19 protein-coding genes, 1 tRNA gene and 4 pseudogenes are annotated in these 22,528 nt (G+C 40.3%); 3 read left to right on the top strand and 21 right to left on the bottom strand.

The window, feature by feature from the left end; genetic code table 11:
• Positions 1 to 100: 100 nt before the first annotated feature.
• The 8 genes and pseudogenes from MHB50_RS02745 to MHB50_RS02710 form a co-directional block, all read right to left on the bottom strand.
• Positions 101 to 790 carry a response regulator transcription factor gene (locus MHB50_RS02745; RefSeq protein WP_077112921.1) on the bottom strand — a complete coding sequence of 230 codons (690 nt, stop codon included), beginning with the start codon at positions 788 to 790 and terminating at the stop codon, positions 101 to 103.
• Positions 768 to 1,889: a HAMP domain-containing sensor histidine kinase gene (locus MHB50_RS02740; protein ID WP_205178759.1), complete on the bottom strand. Its 1,122-nt coding sequence runs from the start codon at positions 1,887 to 1,889 to the stop codon at positions 768 to 770. The genes MHB50_RS02745 and MHB50_RS02740 overlap by 23 nt, the downstream gene beginning before the upstream one ends.
• Positions 1,890 to 2,229: 340 nt before the next feature.
• Positions 2,230 to 2,388: a hypothetical protein gene (locus MHB50_RS02735; protein ID WP_205178757.1), complete on the bottom strand. Its 159-nt coding sequence runs from the start codon at positions 2,386 to 2,388 to the stop codon at positions 2,230 to 2,232.
• A 775-nt stretch (positions 2,389 to 3,163) separates the two neighbouring features.
• Positions 3,164 to 3,892 carry a 7-carboxy-7-deazaguanine synthase QueE gene (gene queE, locus MHB50_RS02730; protein WP_077112864.1) on the bottom strand — a complete coding sequence of 243 codons (729 nt, stop codon included), beginning with the start codon at positions 3,890 to 3,892 and terminating at the stop codon, positions 3,164 to 3,166.
• Positions 3,885 to 4,373, bottom strand: a complete 489-nt coding sequence (gene queD, locus MHB50_RS02725) for a 6-carboxytetrahydropterin synthase QueD (RefSeq protein ID WP_205178789.1) — start codon at positions 4,371 to 4,373, stop codon at positions 3,885 to 3,887. Before queD ends, queE begins: the two co-directional genes overlap by 8 nt.
• Positions 4,373 to 5,041, bottom strand: coding sequence for a 7-cyano-7-deazaguanine synthase QueC (queC, locus tag MHB50_RS02720; RefSeq protein WP_205178755.1), 669 nt, complete (start codon positions 5,039 to 5,041; stop codon positions 4,373 to 4,375). Before queC ends, queD begins: the two co-directional genes overlap by 1 nt.
• 241 nt (positions 5,042 to 5,282) lie before the next feature.
• Positions 5,283 to 5,618: pseudogene (locus tag MHB50_RS02715) on the bottom strand (pyridoxamine 5'-phosphate oxidase family protein); the annotation flags it as partial.
• 148 nt (positions 5,619 to 5,766) lie between these two features.
• A pseudogene (locus tag MHB50_RS02710) lies at positions 5,767 to 6,066 on the bottom strand (pyridoxamine 5'-phosphate oxidase family protein); the annotation flags it as partial.
• 637 nt (positions 6,067 to 6,703) lie between these two features.
• Between MHB50_RS02710 and MHB50_RS02705 the strand changes: the two are divergent.
• Positions 6,704 to 7,057 carry a DUF4064 domain-containing protein gene (locus tag MHB50_RS02705; protein ID WP_077112867.1) on the top strand — a complete coding sequence of 118 codons (354 nt, stop codon included), beginning with the start codon at positions 6,704 to 6,706 and terminating at the stop codon, positions 7,055 to 7,057.
• Positions 7,058 to 7,083: 26 nt separating this feature from the next.
• Entirely contained in the window at positions 7,084 to 7,635 is a 552-nt protein-coding gene (locus tag MHB50_RS02700; RefSeq protein ID WP_077112868.1) for a hypothetical protein, read from the top strand.
• Between the two features lie 613 nt (positions 7,636 to 8,248).
• Here MHB50_RS02700 and catA read toward each other — a convergent pair.
• The 4 genes and pseudogenes from catA to MHB50_RS02680 form a co-directional block, all read right to left on the bottom strand.
• Positions 8,249 to 8,899 carry a type A chloramphenicol O-acetyltransferase gene (catA, locus tag MHB50_RS02695; RefSeq protein WP_340084826.1) on the bottom strand — a complete coding sequence of 217 codons (651 nt, stop codon included), beginning with the start codon at positions 8,897 to 8,899 and terminating at the stop codon, positions 8,249 to 8,251.
• A 510-nt stretch (positions 8,900 to 9,409) separates the two neighbouring features.
• A complete protein-coding gene (locus MHB50_RS02690; protein WP_340084825.1) occupies positions 9,410 to 11,089 on the bottom strand; it encodes a hypothetical protein in 1,680 nt (559 codons plus the stop codon).
• A gap of 339 nt (positions 11,090 to 11,428) precedes the next feature.
• Positions 11,429 to 11,786 (bottom strand): annotated as a pseudogene (locus MHB50_RS02685) (VOC family protein).
• A gap of 715 nt (positions 11,787 to 12,501) precedes the next feature.
• Positions 12,502 to 12,573, bottom strand: a tRNA-Arg gene (locus MHB50_RS02680).
• A gap of 237 nt (positions 12,574 to 12,810) precedes the next feature.
• Here MHB50_RS02680 and clpP point away from each other — a divergent pair.
• Positions 12,811 to 13,419: an ATP-dependent Clp endopeptidase proteolytic subunit ClpP gene (clpP, locus tag MHB50_RS02675; RefSeq protein WP_077112872.1), complete on the top strand. Its 609-nt coding sequence runs from the start codon at positions 12,811 to 12,813 to the stop codon at positions 13,417 to 13,419.
• A 55-nt stretch (positions 13,420 to 13,474) separates the two neighbouring features.
• On the opposite strand, the gene MHB50_RS02670 is transcribed toward clpP, so the two are convergent.
• The 9 genes and pseudogenes from MHB50_RS02670 to MHB50_RS02630 all read right to left on the bottom strand — a co-directional run bounded on the left by MHB50_RS02670 (position 13,475) and on the right by MHB50_RS02630 (position 22,519).
• Positions 13,475 to 13,732, bottom strand: coding sequence for an HPr family phosphocarrier protein (locus tag MHB50_RS02670; protein ID WP_077112873.1), 258 nt, complete (start codon positions 13,730 to 13,732; stop codon positions 13,475 to 13,477).
• Positions 13,733 to 13,751: 19 nt separating this feature from the next.
• A complete protein-coding gene (gene whiA / locus MHB50_RS02665) occupies positions 13,752 to 14,711 on the bottom strand; it encodes a DNA-binding protein WhiA (protein WP_205178737.1) in 960 nt (319 codons plus the stop codon).
• 25 nt (positions 14,712 to 14,736) lie between these two features.
• Positions 14,737 to 15,720 (bottom strand): YvcK family protein, encoded by a 984-nt coding sequence (locus MHB50_RS02660; protein WP_077112875.1) that lies wholly within the window; start codon positions 15,718 to 15,720, stop codon positions 14,737 to 14,739.
• Positions 15,717 to 16,562: an RNase adapter RapZ gene (rapZ, locus tag MHB50_RS02655; RefSeq protein ID WP_236016972.1), complete on the bottom strand. Its 846-nt coding sequence runs from the start codon at positions 16,560 to 16,562 to the stop codon at positions 15,717 to 15,719. The genes MHB50_RS02660 and rapZ overlap by 4 nt, the downstream gene beginning before the upstream one ends.
• 434 nt (positions 16,563 to 16,996) lie before the next feature.
• A complete protein-coding gene (gene trxB / locus MHB50_RS02650) occupies positions 16,997 to 17,944 on the bottom strand; it encodes a thioredoxin-disulfide reductase (RefSeq protein WP_077112877.1) in 948 nt (315 codons plus the stop codon).
• Positions 17,945 to 18,595: 651 nt separating this feature from the next.
• Positions 18,596 to 20,122 (bottom strand): tetratricopeptide repeat protein, encoded by a 1,527-nt coding sequence (locus MHB50_RS02645; protein ID WP_340084824.1) that lies wholly within the window; start codon positions 20,120 to 20,122, stop codon positions 18,596 to 18,598.
• A gap of 264 nt (positions 20,123 to 20,386) precedes the next feature.
• Positions 20,387 to 20,929 carry an acyltransferase gene (locus MHB50_RS02640; protein ID WP_077112879.1) on the bottom strand — a complete coding sequence of 181 codons (543 nt, stop codon included), beginning with the start codon at positions 20,927 to 20,929 and terminating at the stop codon, positions 20,387 to 20,389.
• Positions 20,926 to 21,579 carry a pyrophosphatase PpaX gene (ppaX, locus tag MHB50_RS02635; protein WP_340084823.1) on the bottom strand — a complete coding sequence of 218 codons (654 nt, stop codon included), beginning with the start codon at positions 21,577 to 21,579 and terminating at the stop codon, positions 20,926 to 20,928. Before ppaX ends, MHB50_RS02640 begins: the two co-directional genes overlap by 4 nt.
• Before the next feature lie 2 nt (positions 21,580 to 21,581).
• Positions 21,582 to 22,519: pseudogene (locus MHB50_RS02630) on the bottom strand (nucleoside recognition domain-containing protein).
• Positions 22,520 to 22,528 lie beyond the last annotated feature (9 nt).

Below are 22,528 nucleotides of genomic sequence, written 5' to 3'. Positions count from 1 at the left end.
GGAATCAAGTTTAGAAAACCTTGATTTCACGCGGTTTAGGTTTTATTCTCACGATTTTTAAGAATATCCATTAGCTTTCAACTTTTGTCCCGGTTCCTGCTTATCGTTTCAATCGGTACCCAACACCCCAAACGGTTTCAATATATTCTGGTTGGGAGGGGTTTTCCTCCATTTTTTCTCTAAGTCTTCTGATGTGTACCGTAACAGTCGTAATGTCGCCATAAAAATCAAATCCCCACACCTGTTCCAACAAATGTTCTTTGCTGAAGACCTGATTTGGTGAAGAAGCTAAAAAGACAAGCAAGTCGAACTCTTTGGCTGTCAATATTTTTTCCTGATCATGTACATATACTTTCCGAGTAGCAGGCTGTATGAGCAAATCTCTTATTTTTATTTCGTCCAGTGCTTTTTGGTCGCGGGATACAAGGCGGTCATATCTTGCTATATGAGCCTTTACCCTAGCTATTAATTTATTCGGATTGAAAGGTTTCTCAATATAGTCATCCGCACCACGCCCTAGTCCCCTAATCATGTCTATGTCTTCATTTTTAGCAGTCACCATGATGATTGGGATATCGGATATATCTCTCATTTGTTTGCAAATTTCGTAACCATCACTGTCGGGAAGCATAACATCTAAAAGAACTAACCGATACGATTTTTCTTTAAATAATTTGAGTCCTTCCCGCCCGTTTGTGGCAATATCAACTTCATATCCGTTCAATTCAAGATAGTCCCGCTCCAGCTCGGCAATACTCAGTTCATCTTCAATCACCAATATCCTGCTCAACATGATCCGCCTCCACTCGCTTTTTCAAAGTGAAATATATACGTAATCCTTGTCCAATATCACCTCTTGCCCAAACTGCCCCGCCGTGGCCATCAATGATTTTTTTAACGATCGCCAAGCCCAGTCCACTGCCTCCCGTAGTTGAATTGCGGGACACATCGGTGCGATAGAAACGGTCAAACAGATAGGGCAACTCATCTCTTGAAACACCCATCCCATTATCTTGAATTTCAATCAGCACCTCTTTGTTGTTTGATGTCAACTTGAATTTCAAATGTTTATTTTCCTTATCCATAAAACTAATGCTGTTTTGGACAATATTGGCAACGACACGATTCAGTTTTTCTCGATCGGCCATAACCAAATAAGAATGGCTGCGATCATATTCCAACGTTATGTGAATGTTTCGCTTGGCCAAATGGGGGCGTAAATCTTCCAAATAATCTTCGAAATACGCTAACAAATCCAATTCACGCATTTCATAAGGAACATGGGGTAAATCCAGTTTGGAGTACAGGAGCAGCTCGGAAATTAATGATTCCATTTCATCAGCTTTTTTTTCAACGATCTTTATATAGCGATCCATCTTTTCAGGTGTATTGGCTACTCCATCAGAAATGCCCCGAATGTATCCCTTGATGCTTGTCAAAGGGGTTTTCAAGTCATGCGAGATACTCGCTATTAACTCCTTCTGGTTTTCTTCATATTGTTTTTGTATATCATGTGCTTCCTTTAACTTACGCCTCATAATTTCAAAAGCATGGGCAAGTTCACTTAATTCATCGTTTGAACCTGTTACCTCCACTTTCGCATCAAGGTTTCCACTGCTGATTTCACGGGTCGCCTTCTTTAAATTTCGGAGTGGATTAATAATACTTTTTGACACTAAAAATGTCAAAAGCCCATTCGTTAAGATAAGTACAAAGATTAAAATGAAAAGCCTAATCGACAGAAAAAAATCCAGTGATGCTTTATTGATCTCACCTTTCAAAGGATAAAACAAAATATATCCAATAATCATTTCCAAAACAATAAATAAAATAACAGGAATGATCACCATGCCTATATTTGATAAAAGTAAACGTTTTTTGATGGACATCTATTCACCCCAATAATGAACTGCTATATAAAAGTGACTCAAACGGAGTGTACGAAACGAATCTTTTACACTCATTATTATCATTACCGATCTGATAACTTTTACAGAGATCAAACATACGCTCTTCAATGATGGGCGCTTTTGCGGGATTTAACCTTGAGGTATTTCAACTACTCTCCTTTCGCCTTCCCTGCTTTGAGCGTTGTCGGCTCATCAGCGAAAGTAATGGAAGAATGATTGATGAAAGCTCTCGCAAGTGCCAACCGTTGATATTGTTTTGGGAAATGATGCTTGGCCGCCTCTCCCATCCAGACTCATATCGACATGCCGGACTCCCAGTTTAAAGACTTGGAATCCACGGCCGATGGTGAGTCTGCCTATCGGCGCCATTAAATAGCTTTTTCCAGAACGTAAGGACCTTAACTGCCAATGAAAAAACTTTCAGAACCTTTGCTTGCGCATCTCCATTATGTTCCAATTTTAAAATGTCATTTCTCATTATTCAATCCTCTCCCTGGCCTCTAACGGATCCATCTTCATGACGTTCCAGAGCAAGTTTCAGTCAGCAGCAATAAACAGCAGTATGCCCACGGCAGCTCTATCGGAAAACGCTAGCCCGCTTCTTTTCCGTATCAGCAACAGATAGTAATTCCTCCGTTGCTCGGGTGCCATTTCGAATACATCAAAATCGTAAACAAAGATTCTAACCAAACAATTACGAAGTGATTACATTTTTCTTAAATCCTTAAAAAAAGCGTTTCACTCTCAATCGGGTTCTAAACGACTCCTCCTTCATCACTTATTTTTGAAAGAATAAAAAAGGGCCGGGACATAAGCAAATATGAAATAGCAAAGGGGCCCGGACAAAACCCTGTAAAAATGAAATAAACCACGTGGAATCAAGTTTAAAACCTTGATTTCACGTGGTTTTATTCTCACGATTTTACGAATATGAATCAGCTTTCAACTTATGTCCCAGCCGTTGAACGAACATTCTGTAGGAGATGGAAAAATCGCCTACAGAATGAAGTTTTACTTTATCCCGTATGTAAGGTGCCGTTAGACTCCCACTTCAAAAACTTGAGTGAATACAAAAGGTCTAAGTGTGAGAAAACGGCACCTAAATGCCCGATTGGTTCAACTACCATTCAGTAGTAGCCCTACTGAATGAAGTTTCACTTTATTGTTCGTTTTTTCATCAGCTGATTTAGTTATGTCCCAGCATCAAAAATTTTTGCGGTAATACCATATCAACTGCCATCTTACAATCGCTCTTAAACGCCACGCCTGTTTCCCCAAATCAACGTATGAAGCTGGGGCAGGACTTTCACATTCCTCCATTCGTTATCTGCTACTACTTTATGAACAAGCCATTCGTATTTCTGCAATAACCGTTCAACGAGCTGTTGATTGTCACGTGTTTGATGATCGGCGTTTCCTACCTGCAGATAAAATGGAATTTCCGGGTATCGATAGTGCACTTGTTTTGCATAGTCGAAATCCCGGTCATCAAAAACAACGACCTTTAAACTACTGCTATGCGTTGGGCCAGCTTTTTTTAGTTTGTCAAAAATCATATCAAGCGCGGAAAAGTTCGTTACCATCCCAGAGCTTGGCGGCTTTGGAGAAATCGTTAATTCATCAATTTCCAAAAACCAATCCTGCCACTTGCTTCCTTGTGTTTCCAAGCCGATTTGTACGTTGTTCTTTTTTAATAGGTTGATGAAATAGCTGAGGTTTTTTAATAATGCGGGATTGCCGCCAGATATCGTCACGAAAGTAAAACCATCACCGCCAAGTAACTTGAGCTCTTGCCAAATTTCTTCCGCGTCCATGAGCTTGATCGTATCTTTTCCTGAACCGTCCCACGTAAAAGCAGAATCACACCATGAACAAGAGTAGTCACAACCAGCTGTTCGGACAAACATCGTCTTTTGGCCGATAACCATCCCTTCTCCTTGAATCGTTGGTCCAAAAATTTCTATTACAGGTACTTTACTCAACTTCCATCCACTCCCGTCTAGCTTCCGCGTAACTAGTAGGGGTTTCATACAAACGAACAAATTCCACCTTTACATCATTATATGTTCCTGCCCTCTTTTTCAAAGAATCTCTCATTTTTTCATATATCCAAACAACCATGTTTTCAGCAGTTGTATTCATTTTTGGCAAGGTTTCATTTAAATAGCGGTGATCAAGTTGAATTTCAATTTCCTCTTTCCAAATCTCTTTGATTTCCCCAAAATCAATCACAAGACCTATTTCGTCGACAAACCCGCTAATACCAAATATGACTTTATAAGTGTGCCCGTGCAGATTTTTGCATTTCCCGTCATAACAGTGAAGATGATGGGCCGCATCAAAGGTAAACTCCTTACTGACAAGTACGCGTTTATGATGGTATGTAAGTTCATCTTTTTGAATATCCCGGCCCAGCTTTTGTAAATCTTCTACAATTCGAAACCCGAAAAAGTCTTTGCCCATCATGCCTCCCCTCCTTTTCGTGTTGTAAGGTATTTTTCTAGCCCCTTGTTTCTCAACTGACATGCAGGACAGTCGCCACAGCCATCACCGATGATTCCTTCGTAGCATGTCAATGTTTTATCTCGGATGTAATCTAACACATGTAATTCATCGGCTAGTTTCCAAGTTTCTTCTTTGTCTAGCCACATGAGTGGAGTATGAATGACAAACTGCTTGTCCATTGACAAATTAATAGACACATTTAGAGATTTTATAAAAGCGTCCCTACAATCGGGGTATCCGCTAAAGTCCGTTTCACTCACACCCGTTATAATGTGCTTCGCATTCACTTGGCTTGCCAAAACAGCGGCAAATGAAAAGAAGAGCAAGTTCCTCCCTGGAACAAACGTCGAAGGCAACTCTCCATCTTCTTCGTTTGTTATTTCAATTTGATCCCTTGTCAAAGCATTCGGAGCTAATTGATTTAGCAGCTGCATATCCAACAAATGATGTTTGACATGTAACTCTTGTGCTATCGCTTTGGCACACTCAATCTCTTTTCTATGCCTTTGCTGATAATCAAATGTTACAGCTTCTACTTCCTTAAACGTTTTTAATGCCCAAAATAAACACGTCGTACTATCTTGTCCACCACTAAAAACCACAATCGCTTTTTCATTCTTTAGCATTGATAAACTCCTTTACAAAAAAGAAAAAACAATACCCCCAAGATAGAAGTATTGCTTCTGCTTAGTTTTTTTAACGAGGGGGGCTAGAACCTCTACCACATATTATCGAGTTGTCAACTCATTATAGCATAAACGAAAAATACTTTGGAGACTGCCCCTCCGGTCGGATATCAGTCTCCCTATCGCCAACTATGATGGTGCATATTCTTTTTAGTAGCTATTTCAATTCAACAACGGAAACTTAATAAAGCCTTTTCGTATAACTTTCTTCTAACATATTAACAACATCTTGATTTGACATTTTCGAGTGAGCAGATAAAATGGTTGAAGCAGAAGGCAATGTTTCTTTATCTTCCCAGAAATCCGGTTGCCATAAATGAGAGCGTTTAAATGCTTTGGCACAATGGATAAAACATTCTGCCACTTCTACACCAATACCTAATAGTGGTTTTCGTTCTTTCACTTTCAATTTTTCAAGAAGTTCTTCATCTTTCACTAAGACTGCCTTGCCATCCACTCTCAGCGTTTCTTCCATACCTGGGATGATAAAAAGAAGGCCCACTCTGGGATTGGATAAAGTGAAACTTCATTCAGTAGGCGTTTTCTTCCTTCTCCTACTGAATGTTAGTTGAACGAATCGGGCATTTAGGTGCCGTTTGCTCTCACTTAGACCTTTTGTATCAACTCAGGTCTTGAAGCGGGAGTATTACGGCACCTTACATGCGGGATAAAATATTACGCATAGAATCAATTCTTCTATTTCCCGGTCTTTCTGGTATAATCAAATGCTTTTCATCTAAGACAAGAACAAACCCTGGCATGTCTCCCCTTGGAGAAGCATCGCAATAACCAGCTTCATCTGCTGTGGAAATAACTAAAAATGGTGATTTAGAAATAAAGTTTGAACAATGATCATCTACATATGTAATAACCTTATTTTTTACTATTGTACTAGGGAACCCTACAATGGTACGAAGTTCTTCTTCAGATTCAATCGTTTGGCTAAACCGTTGAGTAACCCCCATTCCGAATCACTCCTCCTTTATTACCTTTATTATATACACAAAAGCAGTTCTACCTGCACCTTTCACTTATTTTTATCCACCAATTAAGCCCGCCTTTACAGCGGCTGGGAAACATATTATGTAAGCATATGAAAAAATTGCCGCAAACACTTGCATGTTAGTAAGATACCATGTAAGGTTATATAATGGGTGTGTAATGTTTAATTCCAACAAGACATATGAAGAGAAAGTAGATCATTAGTGTGGCTGAGATAATGGATAAACATAGATTCAAGCTATCAGACATCACCGAATAAAAAATGTTTGATTTTAAAAAATATGAATCTCGACAAATATATTTTCGCGGATAATAAGTGGTCCATTCTAAAAAATTTGAATGTTATCTTACATAAAAAATTTTAGACAAAAACTAGATATATTGTCTCATTACATTTTTACGACATACTTATGTTCTCTTTGTTTTTATTCGAGTTGTTCTGCTCTATACATAAATACAGATGATCTTGACTTTCTCAGGAAAACGAGCAGAGCGAATGTATCGACACCTTCATGAAAATGAAGATGTAACCATTATACATGCTGTAAACAAGACCTTTTTCTTGTTTATATAAAAATAACATACAGGGGGGGTGCACAGTTGAAAAGGACTACTGAATTTGTGCTAGGTTTAATCGGCAGCATTTTTGGTTTTTTTGGAGCAATAATGGCTTTGTTTATTGGCGGAGTAGACGCTACAATTAATAGCTCGGGAGAAAGCTCTATCATCAGCTCGGGTTGGGTTGCAATTGCTCTATCCATTTTGGGCATCATCGGCTCTGTCATGGTAAAAGGGAAACCAAAAGTCGGCGGGATACTTATGTTAGTATCTGCAATAGGCGGATTAATCTCTATTTTTTTACTTTACTTGTTGCCTTTTGTGCTGTTATTGATTGCAGGTTTAATGGGTATTTTTAGAAAAACAAAACCAAAAACAGAAATGATAAGTGCATAATATTCATACAAATTAGGGGGATTCATATGTTTAAAAAGTCATGGTTGTTTTTAGTATTTTTAATTTTAGGCTTGATGCTAGGAGCTTGTGGATCATCTGATGTAGGTACAGGCGGAGAAGGAAACACAGCTGAAAAGAAAGAAGAAGCGGGTAAAAAAGAAGAAAACAAAGAGGAAAGCAAAGATGATGGAGCCAAAAAGTTTGACGCTTCCGATCAGTCTACAGAAGTTTTGGGCATGAAGGTTGCGCTTGGTGAAATCAAAATTGCCGAGGATAAAGTTTCTGTAGGTATGAACATAGAAAATACTACAGGCGCTGCTCTAAATTTTTACCCTGACCAGGGCCAAGCTATAATTGGCGACATGCAATTAGATGCAAATTTGTTTATGACTTCCGGTAAAGTCGGCGGTGAAGTTCAGGGTGGCGTGAAACAAGATGGAGTAATAGAATTTTTAGCTCCTGAAGGAAAGAAAATCGATGTTGAATCTATAACTAGCATTAAATTGGTTTTTGGAGATATCACTACTGCCGATTTTATGCAAACTGAGCCTGTAAGCTTTGAAGTTCCTGTAAAGTAATGAAAGAAGCCCGAAAAGTGAGCTCTTCCTGACAAGTGAAGAGTGGAATTAATAAAAGTGTGCTAAACGGCTTTAGCCTATACTCCATAGGACTAAGGCCGTTTAATTACATTTGGTATCTATCATGATTATAAAAAAGTATATACTCGTTCATTGCATAAGAAAAGTCTTCAAATGTTTTATACTTTTTTAAATAGTACTTATCAGACATGAAAATCCATTGGCCCGTTATCAATATTACTGCCAAATTAGTGTTCTATATCTGAAAACCGAGTTGGAAAAGGCCGGTAGGGCGAACTAAGCTGATAAGTCATCTAATTTATCATAGTAACGTGTAAGTGCTCGAATTTGTTTAAACAACCTTCTTTCTGATCAATAGCTGTACGCTCAACTTGAAAATATGATTTTGCGAGTTCATACTCATCGCTTTTGCCTGTTTTTTTATTTACGCATCAAGGCAATTTGTAGGTTCGCTTCGAGAGGGTTCACTCAAAGTTTATCGATTCCAGGGGATATTCGATCTTTGTTCACTTCTACCTTATAAAAAAATGGTAGTACAAACCCTGTCCTTGGTTTGTACTACTAATGTCGGTATGTATGTTTCATCTTTCATTTATTCAAGCAATCCTTGGGGATTATCTGCAAGGGTCTGAAATCTATTCATAAATAGAGCTACATGGTAACCATCACAGACAGAATGATGAACTTGTATAGAGAAAGGCAAATAAATATTACTGTGTTTATTAATGAATCCACCTGCGGTGACTATTGGCAAAAAGTAATTTGGGTGATTATTTACGTTTAAGTTAAAACCGGTAAAGGAAGTCCATGGAATCATAGAAATGTTAACGACATTTTCAGGTATGGGTGTTTTAGGAAACATTTTTCCTGTGCCATTGTACAGATCAGTATCGGAAACATAGTTGGCATAAAACTTTTTAAAACCTTCATCTGTACTTGTAAAAATAGTGGAAAATAACTGTGATCTCTTATCAAAGATAGTATACATTGGTACTACCTTATCCCAGTATCCAAATTCTCCCTTTGAATTAAAATTCATTCTAAAGTGTTTATTTGAATTTGCTACAAGAGTAACTAAATAGATAAATACAGGATAGAATTTATACCCTTTTTCTTTTGTCACTTTATATAATTCAGTAATATCAATATTTCTCGTGATGCTAAAGTTCGTTTGTTGGTTTAAAAAATGTTTGAAAACTTCTTTCCGCTCCCAATTATTCACATCAATTTTATTGAATTTCATATTCTAAAACCTCTTAAAATGTAATACTAAATAATGTAGGAAGCTAATTTTGACAGTATTTTTTATGAGTAATATTCCTTTTAATTAGTATTCATAACATATTATTTTTTTTTTGCTTAATACCCCTTCTACTTTCGTCAATTCCTTAAATGAGATTCTAAATCAGTTTTTCAAATAACAATAACCACCACCTGGTTATATATCTGAAAAATAGTTATTGGAATTCTAGTGCAAAAAGTCCCCTTCCTTCTTTCTTTCGAAGAAAGCAACCATGAATCCAGTATAACAATGACTGTGCATCAGGACAACATCATTTCATATCAGTCGAATCGCTATTCTGCTCATGCTTTTTTTAGCCACTTTCCTGAAGCTGGAATCTCTACTTTCCACGGCGTTGTTCGTGTACCTGATGTTACGAATGGCGCGCTTTCTCTTTAGAAGGTTTATCAAAGAAAAACAACTGTCCCAGGAAGTCATATGGAATTCGCTATTGGGACAGTTGCTTACATTCTAAGCCTGTATAAATGGTCTGTTCTTGAAGTGAGCTACATTTTCGTTCATTTGTTGTTGAAATAAAAAATAATGAACCCATTTAAGCGGGAATTTGAAAGCTAGCTCAAGTTTTTTATTATAAACGAATACATTCTTACGGTCGTACTCTATTTTCTCGATTTCTTGCAATTCAATACTTTGCTGCTTGGAACCGTGTTGAACAACAAGCTGGTCACCTATGATCAGCACCTTTTTCTTCTTATTTCTTCTTGTCTCATTGAGAGACCAACCAATCGCTAAAGCGACAATGGTAAAAATAAATATAAGCGGAGATTCAAATACTGTATAGGCTATTTTTATGGTAATCGGGAGTAACAGACCTAAAGTGAGCCAAACACCACTACCAAGTTTCGGTGAACTCTCATAAAATACATGGTTCTCATGAGCATCAAAGTACTGGCCTCTTCTTTCAAGAAATTTTTGCTTATGTTCTTCTATGCTTACAGAGTCAAATTCAACATAATCTGAATATGTCTCATCCCATATTGTTCCTTGCGCGTCTTCAGCTTCAAGTGAATAGCCTCCTGCCCAACCAGCATATTCAGTATTTTGGACCTTAAAACGAATCAAATAGTAACGGACAAGACGTCCATGGATATTTTCCGTATCAAGGTGGTCTACAATCTCAATATCCTCGGGATAGTTCACTGTCCCATCTTCATTAGGGCTGTCTGCCATTGTATGAAAGAACCTTGTTTTCGCTAATAATAGCTGAACTTCTTCGTGAACGGGATAAAGATGCTCCCAATTATGTTCCAACAAATTCCAATAGAGCATTTCAGCACTTTCAATATGAGTCGCACACTCCAGTAATATCTGATCGTCATAAGGCAAGCTTTTTGATATACAGACGAGCAAAGCATCAGTCTTGATAATAGGATCGCGAAAAGATAAAGCATCTTTTAACTCTTTTGCAATCTCTGCTGAAAAATAGTAATTCATTAAACGAATCAACAAACACATTTTATTTCTAATCAGAAAATAACTATCCGTCCAAGACACATAGACAAATCTCGTTGAATAATCAGGATCGAACTGTAAATATTCTTGTTTTACAGCCTGATAGTCTTCTAGTAAAAGAGGAAGAATGAACTCTTTTTTATATCCTTGATCGAGTCCTGAATCATTGATGATCGATAATAAAGGATAGAACATGAATTTATAATAATCGGTATGAATCTTGTCCAAGGTCGCATTTAGAATATTTTTCACTAAAACGGGGTATGAACCAAGTGCTCTAATCGGAAGAGGAAATTCTTCCGTTTGAATTAAATGGATGATTTTATCTTGAAGAAAATAAAAAGCCTTATCATCCTCCGTCGATAATAAAAATTCAATTGTCCTCTCCTTTGCATATATATCGAGATCATCGAAATGCTTCATAAGAGCTTCCATAATCTGCGGCATTGGAAAATCACAGACAAAATCAATCAGATAATAAGAAGGATTATCCCAATGATCCACACGTTCAGGAAATTTGGAGGCAGCCACTTTAACACAATCTACAAGCACTTCAACCTGTACCTGAAGATCATCCTGCTGCTTAAATTGAAAAAGCTCACCAAGCGCATCATATCTCGTTTGCGGATGCTTGCTTTTGAGCTTTCTTAAAATTTTTCTTAACTTCAGTTCTACCAATTTGCCCACCCTGTTCTATAATACTTCTTTTTGTCATATACAGAGATCCCATAGAGTTTCCGCCATATTAAGGGAAACATTCACCTAATCATGCGATTGATCTCTTAAGAAGAAAATACCATAGTCTGGATGATTGCGGTAGAGTAAAACACATTTTTTTCCATCATTACTGGGATTTCGCGAAGATCACTTATACTTTTAAGTACTAAACTCAGCATACTTGCTATTGTCATTAAAGGAAGTACAGGCATTTACTTTTATAAAAGTAAAACGCAATAGTGGATGATAAACACTCCTCAAATAAGGCAAAGAACCAGTCTTAAAAAAGCAAGATTCATTTTATTCCTGCAGGTGGGTAAGAATATTGACGAGCTTCCCGAATGGATCCCTTACATAAAAGCGTCGAACTCCCCAAGGCTCCTCAACTGGCCCATACTCAATTGGAATCTCTGCTTTTTTCACCCGAGCCAGTGCACTATCAAGATTATCCAACTTTAATTGACAAATCGGGCACTGGTGTCCCAGAGCCGCCCTCTGAAAGAAAGTTAATTTGAGTGTCCATTTTCTCACGGGAGCCATAAGTCGCAATGAATCCCATATCCATCAACTGGTCAAGTCCGAGCACTTCTCCATAGAAGTACATTGCTTTAGAAATGTTCGGTGTCTCCACATTGGCAACAATTCTTTTAACCTTCATTCTACATCCTCCTGCGTTTTTCATATCTTATTTTATCCAACAGAATATCATTGTTTTTTTATCTTATCGATTCGGCAGGATAATAGCAAATAATGGGATTTACAGGTTATTGGAGCTAAAACTGTTACATTTGGCCGTTAAAAAATAAAACCTGCGTCCCGCTTGCTGTCAGTAACAGACGCCAGGGCAGGCGAGATTTGCGCTCTGCGGCTCTCTGACTTTGATGAGGATAAATGTACACTAAACTTGGATAAAACACTTATGAGAGAAGATGGCACGACAAAACAGGAGAAAGAGAGATTGGTTTGGATGACTTTACATTTCCAAATGGGATGAATGGCTAACAAATGATTCTCAGATTAAAAGAAAAGACCAAAGTGTTTTTCGTGAATCCCTAGGCGAATTGATTAAAATGCCAAACTATGGCGGGGCACTAAAAACATTGTGTAAAAGTAATGGTCTAATACACACAACACCACATATGTTTAGTCATACTAATGAAATGACGATGTGGGAAGCTGGTATTTCTGTTTTAAATTACATTGGAGACAAAAGTATATTATTAGAAACCTATGGGCATATGTCGAAGCTTCAGCCCAATAAAACAATAGAAGAATTGGTCACGTAAGTTAGAGGAAATAAATTAGCCAGTGGGACTATTGTCGGTCTTTCAATTAAAAAAGCACCAACAAACGTTGATGCTTCAAAGTTTTAGCGCCCTCGGCAGGAATCGAACCCACATTTCAAGAACCGGAATCTTGCGTGTTATCCGTTACACTACGAGGGCTTGTTTTTTTTCCGTACGATATATTATTATAGTCCAATTAAATAAAGGTTGCAACCTTTATTTTAGTTTAAAATGCGGTAATATGGATAATATGGTTTGTATGGAAATATATTTTTGAGAAAGAAAGCGAATTGTTTGACCTTCCTTGACCATCCATGTATGATATCATTACATATAATGTAATACACAAATTACCAAAGGCTTATTGAAAGCCTTGAAAAATGAGGAGGATAAATTATGACCTTAATTCCAACAGTCATTGAACAGACAAACCGTGGGGAACGCGCTTATGACATTTATTCGCGATTGCTCAAAGACCGGATCATTATGCTCGGCAGCCCCATTAACGACACGGTGGCGAATTCCATCGTAGCTCAATTATTATTCCTTGAAGCGGAAAACCCTGAAAAAGATATATCCATTTACATCAACAGCCCTGGCGGAAGCATTACAGCCGGAATGGCCATTTACGATACGATGCAATTTATCAAATCAGATGTACAAACGATCTGTATCGGCATGGCCGCATCGATGGGTGCATTTCTGCTTGCAGCCGGCACGAAAGGAAAGCGGTACGCGTTGCCAAACAGTGAAGTTATGATCCATCAGCCGCTTGGCGGAGCGCAGGGACAAGCGACTGAAATTGAAATCGCTGCAAGGCGCATCCTTTCCATGCGTGAAAAATTAAATAATATTTTGGCTGAACGCACCGGCCAACCGCTCGAAGTCATTCAGCGTGACACTGACCGCGACAATTTCATGTCCGCAGAAAAAGCAAAAGAGTACGGTCTCATCGACCATATTATCCAGCGTAATGAAGGTTTGAAGACGGATAAAAATGAATGATATGAAAAAGGCCATCCCGGGTTCTTTACGGAATCCAAGGGGTGGCCTTTTTGTTTTACTGTTCATTTTCCACAAATTCGGCAAGCTTCTTCAATGCCTCTTCTTCGTCAGGTCCTTCAGCAATCAATTTGATGGCTGCTCCGGAACCCGCAGCTAAGCTCATTAAGCCCATGATGCTTTTCGCATTTACTTTTTTTCCGTCTTTTTCAATAAAAATATCGGATGAAAAGCGATTTGCCTCCTGAACAAATTGAGCCGCAGGTCTTGCCTGCAATCCTGATTTTAATTTTACTGTTACATCTTTTTCTGCCAAAATAATTTCCTCCCATTCTTTATTTTTTATTTAATAAAAGAGAGCGATCGCCGTGACGCAGCTTATCGGCAATTTCATCGATTTTTCTCAGGCGATGATTAATGCCGGATTTGCTGATTTGTCCGCCTGACACCATTTCTCCCAGTTCTTTTAGTGTTACATCTTGATGGGCCATTCTTAGCTCTGCAATTTCCCGCAATTTATCGGGAAGTAAATCAAGGCCAACGGTTTCTTGAATATAGCGGATATTTTCAACTTGCCGGAGTGCCGCCCCAATCGTTTTGTTCAAATTGGCTGTTTCGCAATTTACAAGGCGGTTGACCGAGTTTCTCATATCCCTGACAATCCTGACGTCTTCAAAACGGAGGAGTGCGCTGTGAGCCCCGACAATATTCAAAAACTCGGTTATTTTTTCAGCTTCCTTTAAGTATGTGATAAAACCGTTTTTTCGCTCCAACGTCTTGCTGTTCAATTGAAATGAGTTCATTAATTCACATAAGGAATCGTTATGTTCCTTATAAATCGAAAATATTTCCAAGTGATACGAAGAAGTTTCGGGATTATTCACTGAGCCCCCGGCCAAAAAAGCTCCCCGAAGATAGGATCGCCTGCAGCATTTCTTTTTAATCAAAGCTGGGGATATTTCACGGATGAACGTGAAATTGTCCCCCAAAATTTTTAAATCCTTTAATAGCGGTTCTGCTTTATCCCGAAGTCGGACAATGTACACATTGTTTTTTTTCAGCCTCATTTTTTTTCGGACGAGCAGTTCAACCACCGTATCGTAATTTTTTTTGATGAGAATATAAATTCTTCTTGCAATGGCCGCGTTTTCAGTTTGGATATTGACGATCAGTTCCCGGTTGGAAAAAGAAAGTGAACCGTTCATTCTAATCAGTGCTGACAGCTCGGCTTTTGTACAACAATCTTTTATAGATAAGTTTGTCAACTCTTTTTTCGTTACCGAGGCAAATGACATGAGATATTCCTCCTTTACCAACCTCCTACGAGTTGGCAATGCGGCTCACGTTGGTTCCCAATAATGAATAGAGGATGTTAGCTACTTTTTCAGTATCATGCCGAATCAGCCCTTGCTCAATGCTGGCGATTTCGTCGCAAATTACTTCCATCCCGAACGAACGGAGCTGGTCAAAATCATAATATACAGGAACAGCCATTTCTTCTTCATATCGATGCTGCAAGGCTGAAGGAATACCATTGTCATTCACGATGATCGTGTCAATAAACGAGCACTTCATGTGATCGTTGAGCGCTTTGACATGATCCGCCGCCGTGAAACCATGGGTCTCTCCAGGCTGGGTCATCAAGTTGCAAATATACACTTTTTTCGCTTTTGCAGCGCATACTTGCTCGCCGAGCCCTGGAACAAGCAGATTTGGTAGAATACTCGTGTATAAACTTCCTGGCCCGATCACGATTAAATCGGCTTCCTGTATCGCTGCAATTGTATCCGGCAGCGGTTGAATTACTTCCGGCGTCAAATAGACGCGTTTAATTACTTTTCCCGAATATGGAATTTTTGATTCCCCGGAAACGAACGTACCGTCCATCATTTCCGCGTGAAGAATCACACTCTGGTTTGCGGCGGGAAGGACCTTTCCCCGTACGTTTAAAACACGGCTCATTTCCTTCACAGCATAGACGAAATCACCGGTAATGGACGTCAATGCAGCGATAATCAAATTTCCAAGAGAATGCCCGGAAAGCTCGTTGGACGTGTTAAAGCGATGTTGGAACATCTCTACAATGAGCGGTTCGACATCCGACAAAGCCGCTAGAACGTTTCTGATGTCACCAGGCGGCGGTATTTCCAGCTCATTGCGCAAGCGCCCTGAACTGCCGCCATCATCGGCAACGGTAACAATCGCTGTTAAGTCAACAGGATATTTCTTTAGTCCTCTAAGCAACACCGACAATCCGGTTCCTCCGCCAATGACGACAATTTTAGGCAATGGTTTGTTATTCATGTAGCCAATCCCCTCTTTTTCTCAATGTCACGGTGAGTGATCCGGATTTGATAATCATTTTCAAAATATTGGCCAATATATTCGGCGAGTGCCACGGAACGATGCTGTCCTCCGGTACAACCAATTGCCACGACAAGCTGGCTTTTTCCCTCCCGTTTGTAATGGGGAAGCATAAAGCTAAGCAAGTCAGTCACTTTGGCCAAAAACTTTTGCGTGTCGCTCCACTTTAACACATAATTGGAAACTTCCTCTTCCAATCCGGTTTTGGGCCTCATATGGTCAATATAATGCGGGTTTGGCAAAAACCTGACATCAAATACGAGATCGGCATCAATCGGAATGCCGTGTTTAAACCCAAACGACATGACGTTTACCGTAAAAATCGCTTGCCTATCCGCGGAAAATTCCGTGAGAATTTTTTCACGAAGCTCTTTCGGCTTCATGACCGACGTATTGTAAATATGCTGTGCCCGGCCTTTCAACTCTTCCAGCAGTTTACGCTCCTGCATGATGCCTTCCAACGGCAAACCTGACGGAGCAAGCGGATGTGAGCGGCGTGTTTCTTTATATCTCCTCACAAGCACACCATCATCCGCATCAAGAAACAAGATTTGCGGGGTAATCCAATTAGAATCCGATAACTCATCAATCACTCGAAGGAGCGTGTCAAAAAACTCCCTGCCCCTCAAGTCCATCACCAATGCCACCTTATTCATTTTATTGCCGGATTCCTTCATCAGTTCTAGAAATTTCGGCATCAATGCAGGCGGCAAATTGTCCACACAGAAAAACCCAAGATCCTCAAAACTGTGTATCGCTACTGTTTTTCCCGCTCCGGACATTCCAGTGATGATGACCAATTGGATGTCCTCAGAAGTCCCATTTAACAATGACCTCACCCCTTGCCACTAATCAACTAATAAGAACCTTTCTATATGTATATGCAAGGCCGTATGAGAGTTCTTCCGTAAACACGAAAGCGCCTTGCCGATTATCCACATAACAGTGCGTAATCGCACCTTGACTCTGTTTCAACGCTCGCCGCACATTCTTTTCATTCTGAAACGAGATAAAACACTGTTCACTATATTATACTATTTTCACGCCGAGAAAAACAGTGACGAATCAGCGTCATAATAAAAGCATCTAAAAAAAGCACAGGATCACCTGTGCTCAAAAAGGGATATTGTATAAAAAGGGGGTCAATATCTCATATACAAATATACACAAATAACATTTCACCACTGTTACAAACAGATTAAATGGCGATTACGGCTTACTGGGCAAGCTGTTGATCCTTCAAGTGTTCAATATATATTTGCGCGCTTTGGGCAGCGATGCTCCCATCTCCGGTCGCGGTGACAATTTGCCTTAGCAGTTTGTCACGAACATCTCCTGCAGCAAATACGCCTGGTATGCTTGTCGCCATGTTTTCGTTCGTTTCGATATAACCAGAATCATTCGTAATTCCGAGATTCTCCACAGATTTGGTGAGCGGGTCCATCCCGATATAGACGAACACGCCGTCCGTTGAAAACTCTCTTTCTTCACCTGTCTCCGTTGAAACAAGTGTGACCGATCCTACTTTCCCGTCTTTTTCGTTGATCTGTTTTACGGTATGGCTCCAAATAAAGTCGACCTTTTCGTTAGCGAATGCCCGCTGTTGAAGAATTTTTTGGGCACGGAGCTCATCCCGGCGGTGAATAATTGTTACTTTGGAGGCAAATCGGGTTAAATAGACCCCTTCCTCTACAGCCGAATCTCCTCCACCGATCACAACAAGCTCTTTATCTTTAAAGAAAGCTCCGTCACAAACCGCGCAGTAGGAAACGCCGCGCCCCGTCAATTCAGTTTCCCCCGGAACACCGAGCTTTCTGTATTCGGCTCCCGTAGCCACGATAACAGACAATGCTTTGTATTCTTTCGAACCTGCTTTTACAATTTTATATGATCCTTCGTCAACGATTTCTTGAACATCACCGTATGCATATTCAGCCCCGAATTTTTTGGCATGCTCAAACATCTTGGCAGAGAGGTCCGGACCTAAAATGTGGTCAAAACCAGGATAGTTTTCAACATCTGCCGTATCGGCCATTTGCCCTCCCGGAACGCCCCGCTCGAGCATAAGAGTCGACAAATTCGCTCTTGATGTATACACTGCGGCCGTCATTCCTGCTGGCCCGGCACCCGCCACGATTACATCGTACACTTTATCTTCTGACATGTTTCTACACTCCTTCTGCAGGTAAAGACCCACTGAAAATGTGGACCTTATCTTGTAAAGTTCACTTTATAGCTATCGTAATAAAGTATTTACCGAACGTCCAAACATATGCTCAAATAAAGTCAGTGAAGCGAGCCCGCCGGAGTCCTTCCAGACGTCGCCATACGGCCTTACGTTCTTAGTCTGATGCTATCAGCAAACAAAATGGAAGATTGAGGTGAAAAATGATTGGTGCAGACGATGGATCTAAATGCGCAAACGCTGATTTCTACGAAATGTCGAAAAAAGTAAATCATCCGGATTGAGTACAATGTTTTATTGAAAAACGAGATTTTGCTATGCTCGATCTTCCTGATTGGGCGTAAAGCAGAGGTTAGAATCCCAATGGTGTTGCCAGCTCTGGGAGCGACGTTCTCGATGCTCGCGCTTATTCGCCGTGTGATGACGATGCTGGCGAAGCTTTCCTTGTCCTGTCACTTCGCCCTTTTACTTATATATCCAGTACATCGTCATATCTTTGGGATCGACACCTTGAAAAAGAACGGTACTTTTTATGCGTAAGTGTATAGCCGCCAAATTCCTTCCAGGTTTTACCAGTGATTCGTCTCCTCTTTCGTCATCTTCTACTTTTTCATGTTAAAATGCTGCCAGTTAGAGCGGAATAAAGTAATCTGCAATTTTATTCGTATATTTGCGCAAAGTGGCCGGAGATATTCCATATTGCTTAGCAATTTCACGCTGTGTTTTTTTCTTATTTCTTTCTGTTGCAGAAAGATACTCGGTAGCGGCTGCCAAAGCGGAAGGGTTTGACAATTTTTCCCCCGTTTCGAGCATCTTTTCAAAAGCCGCAAACCAGTCGACAAGCAGTACAGATAATTCCGATTGGTCACTAGCGTGTTGCTCATACAACTCGAGTGCTGTTTCATGGCCTGTTTTCACATTCACATTTATATTCATCTCATGGTCTTTTTCCAGCTGAAGTATCGTTGCTAAATATACCTTTTCCGGAAAGGTAAACTCTTCCAATGATTTGAAAGAAGGACTGGATATAATCGTGCGCTTTCGCCCGGATATTTCCATGAAAAAGATGGCACATAGCCGTTCTGGTATTTCGTGGCTGCGCAACAATTTTAAAATAAGTTCCTCATACTGGTTATCTTCCCCATTTTTTGATCGCTTAACATCCTCATTCCACGGCTCGGAACCCGCTTTTTGGGGCTCCAGAACGAGAAGCTGGTTCCACGCCGCTTCCGCAGTCTTTTGATTGCCCGTAAAAAAGGCGGCTTTAGAGAGCCAGTAATAATATCCCGGACTGCCGGCGTAACCGGTTTTTTGCAGTTGTTTTAACAAACAATATGCTCTTTCATACCTTTTTGTCAGGGCAAAAGTCGTCCCCAGTTTGTATCGGTGTTCTGGATTAAGCGGTTGAATTTTTTCCAATAGATTTAAAAGAGACTGCAAGCGTTCTGTTTTTTGTTCATAATAATAAAAAACGGCCAGATTGCATAGCGCATGCAGATTTCCTTTATTGTGGTCCAGAACTTTTTCCAGAGTGCGGAATGCCTCATCTGTATTCCCTCCATAAAAATAAGCAAGGGCCATATTATTATAAGCCGGCCAAAATTCTGGATGGGATTTGATCAGTTTTTTTAACAGTTTGACGGCTTCCATATAGTGGCCATCTTCAAGCATCGCTCTGGACTTTTCCTGCAAATAAAGAAGTGTTTCTTGTTCCATTGAGGATTCTGCATCGCCTTCATGCTGATGGATCCATTCCAGCAAATCTTCCGCATCCTCCGCAAATTCGCCAATTTCATCTCTTTCCAAGTATAGTTTCGCATGCCGGTATGCTTCCGAGTACACACCTAAATGGGCATAATTATTCGCCAAAAAGTAATGACATTCCGTCATCCTCTCATCCATTTCATTCAAAATGGCTAAAAGCAATTCATTAGACTGGGCGTATTCTCCCGTTTCTGTATAAACGAGGGACAGCTGGCAGGCAATCATCGGCTCCATTGGCTCCAGCTCCAGAGCACGCTTCAAATATTTTTTCGCCTTTTGAAAGTCGAAGCGGTCGTACGCTTCCAGACCTTTATGAAAATAGTATTCTCCCGTTGGTATAAACGAGTAGACTTTCGCACGCCCTTCATGTTTCTTTGGGTGTTTGGACATCATATTTCCTCCGTTTTTATCGTCCTTTGTCGCTTTTTGTAGTATATCATACTAACAATCTTGTTTGTATCTCAAAAATCATCTACCGAAGATACCGCTTACATAATGTATGAAGGATGTTCGGAAATCAGAATTCACATGTCGGCAGGTTCCTTATTTTTTTAACGCCAAAAACTTGGTGAAGGCGACCTTCCCCAAGAACAGCGACAATTTAATCATATACTTTCTATATATTACTTGGAACAAAAATAACCTCCGTGTCGGAGGTTATTGACGGGTCTCGGTTTTATTATATAAAGGATCGGATTTCCTTCGCTCTTCCATTTCTTCTTTCGTATAGATGATCCTCATCGGATTGCCTCCGGCAAAAACACCTGCAGGGACATCTTTGTGAACGAGCGTACCTGCGGAAACAATCGCCCCGTTTCCAATCGTTACCCCCGGAAGGATGGTGGAGTTGGCACCGATCATCACTTCATCCCCAATCACCACATCTCCGAGCCGGTATTCTTCGATCAAATATTCATGTGCCAAGATAGTCGTATTGTAGCCGATGATCGAGTTTTTACCGACTGATATTTTTTCAGGAAACATCACATCAAGCATAACCATCAGCGCAAACGAAGTGTTTTCCCCGACTTTTACCTTTAAAAAAAAGCGATACATCCAATTTTTCATTGCCAAAAAGGGGGTATAGCGGGCTAGCTGTATCACAATAAAATTTCGGATCACTTTCCAAAATGGAACTGTTTTATACACATGCCAAAGGGAATTGGCTCCCTTGACGGGAAAACGATCTGTTTTTCTCATTGTACACCCACCTTGACAATATCCAATAAATCAGGCATTTTTTTCAACATAAAGTCTGGATGAAACTGCTCCAGGTAATCCTTTCCCTTTAAAGACCATGCGACTCCGCACGTAAACGTACCAGCATTTTTTCCGCCTAAAATGTCATGGTAATTATCCCCGATCATAATGGCTTCATGCGGCTCTGATTCAAGTGCGCCAAGCGCTTTTAAAAGCGGTTCAGGATCGGGTTTGGCTTTTTCCACATCGTCAAGTGTTATGATGACATCAAAAAATTGATCCAAACCTGTAAGCTTCAAGCCTTTTACAACTGTTTTTCTAATTTTTGTGGAAACAATCGCCATTTTCATGTCATTTTCGTGGAGTGTCCGGATTGTTTCAAATACACCTTCAAATTCCCGAACAAGAAGATCATGCTTTTCCATGTTGAAATCCCGGTACATTTTCACCATTTCTTCCGCTTTGTCCGGATCGACACTTTCAAAGGCGTCATACAATGGCGGTCCGAGAAACGGCATGACATCTTCACGTTTGAAACGTCCGGGAAAAAATTGCTCAAACGTATGCAAATATGATGTAACGATCAGTTCGTTCGTGTCGAGCAAGGTTCCGTCCAGGTCAAATAAAATCGTTGTAATTTGTTCATTCATATTTAAGCCACTTTCCCTTCTCTGGCAGTTTCAACTTGCCTCCAAACAACAGCCACAAACATGGTAAGCAGGATAGCTGTGACGAGGCGAATTAAAAACAGCGGCAATATTGGAATCCCCAGGGGAATGAATATTAAAGTGTCTTCAATAACAGCATGGCAAGCCACTAGAAATATAAAGGCAAGCGTTGCATCCTTTTTGGATACCCCATCTTCCTTGACGGCCTGGATCATGACTCCTGCCCCAAAAGCAAGCCCAAACACCAATCCGGCTGCCAATGTTGTAGATGTATTTTCTTTCATTCCAAGCATCCGGGTGAATGGGGAAGTCCAGCGGGAAAAAGTATCAAGCCAACGATAGTCTTTTAAAAGTTGAATCCCCATCATGAGCGGAATGACAATGATGGCTAGCTGAACAATCCCCAACGTCGCTTTTTTTAAAGCGAGCAGAATGATAGCGACCATCCCGGCCACCTGTTCTTCTTGGGCGGGAATCATCCCGTATTGGCCATCTCTTGTCCGCCGCTCCAAACAAGATTAATGACAATTGCCGACATGACGGCCAGACCGATCCTAACAGCAAGAATCACCCAAAAAGAAACCCCGACTTTGACGGCAACAGACGATTCGATTAATAAGTTATGTGAAAAAGAAAGCATGACGGCAATGATAAAGACCTCTTTCACCGTCAAATCCAACGATAAAATACCACCGATAGCAGCATACAGATTTAAGAAATTTCCTAGAGCAAGCGGAATAGCCGCGTCTCCGGACAAACCGAACAGTCCCATAAGCGGTTCAAGAAGGCGGACCACCCCTGGCAAGACAGGCGTATGCTGCAGCAAAACAACGATCAGCGTGACAGGAAATATAATTTTTCCCAAAGTCCACGTTGTCTTAAGACCGACGATGCCGCCATTTTTCAGCGAAGTTGCAAACATTCTTTATTC

The organism is Siminovitchia sp. FSL H7-0308 (assembly GCF_037980985.1).
Lineage (GTDB): Bacteria > Bacillota > Bacilli > Bacillales > Bacillaceae_C > Siminovitchia > Siminovitchia thermophila.
The sequence above is the reverse complement of the archived record's forward strand: the minus strand, read 5'-3'. Positions and strand labels throughout refer to the sequence as shown.

Coding starts and splice junctions, on each gene's coding strand:
- MHB50_RS02740 (WP_205178759.1), bottom strand. CDS start 1,889: ATGTCCATCAAAAAACGTTTACTTTTATCAAATATAGGCATGGTGATC.
- MHB50_RS02735 (WP_205178757.1), bottom strand. CDS start 2,388: ATGAGAAATGACATTTTAAAATTGGAACATAATGGAGATGCGCAAGCA.
- queD (WP_205178789.1), bottom strand. CDS start 4,373: ATGGGCAAAGACTTTTTCGGGTTTCGAATTGTAGAAGATTTACAAAAG.
- queC (WP_205178755.1), bottom strand. CDS start 5,041: ATGCTAAAGAATGAAAAAGCGATTGTGGTTTTTAGTGGTGGACAAGAT.
- MHB50_RS02700 (WP_077112868.1), top strand. CDS start 7,084: ATGTTTAAAAAGTCATGGTTGTTTTTAGTATTTTTAATTTTAGGCTTG.
- catA (WP_340084826.1), bottom strand. CDS start 8,899: ATGAAATTCAATAAAATTGATGTGAATAATTGGGAGCGGAAAGAAGTT.
- clpP (WP_077112872.1), top strand. CDS start 12,811: ATGACCTTAATTCCAACAGTCATTGAACAGACAAACCGTGGGGAACGC.
- whiA (WP_205178737.1), bottom strand. CDS start 14,711: ATGTCATTTGCCTCGGTAACGAAAAAAGAGTTGACAAACTTATCTATA.
- MHB50_RS02660 (WP_077112875.1), bottom strand. CDS start 15,720: ATGAATAACAAACCATTGCCTAAAATTGTCGTCATTGGCGGAGGAACC.
- rapZ (WP_236016972.1), bottom strand. CDS start 16,562: ATGTCCGGAGCGGGAAAAACAGTAGCGATACACAGTTTTGAGGATCTT.
- trxB (WP_077112877.1), bottom strand. CDS start 17,944: ATGTCAGAAGATAAAGTGTACGATGTAATCGTGGCGGGTGCCGGGCCA.
- MHB50_RS02645 (WP_340084824.1), bottom strand. CDS start 20,122: ATGATGTCCAAACACCCAAAGAAACATGAAGGGCGTGCGAAAGTCTAC.
- MHB50_RS02640 (WP_077112879.1), bottom strand. CDS start 20,929: ATGAGAAAAACAGATCGTTTTCCCGTCAAGGGAGCCAATTCCCTTTGG.
- ppaX (WP_340084823.1), bottom strand. CDS start 21,579: ATGAATGAACAAATTACAACGATTTTATTTGACCTGGACGGAACCTTG.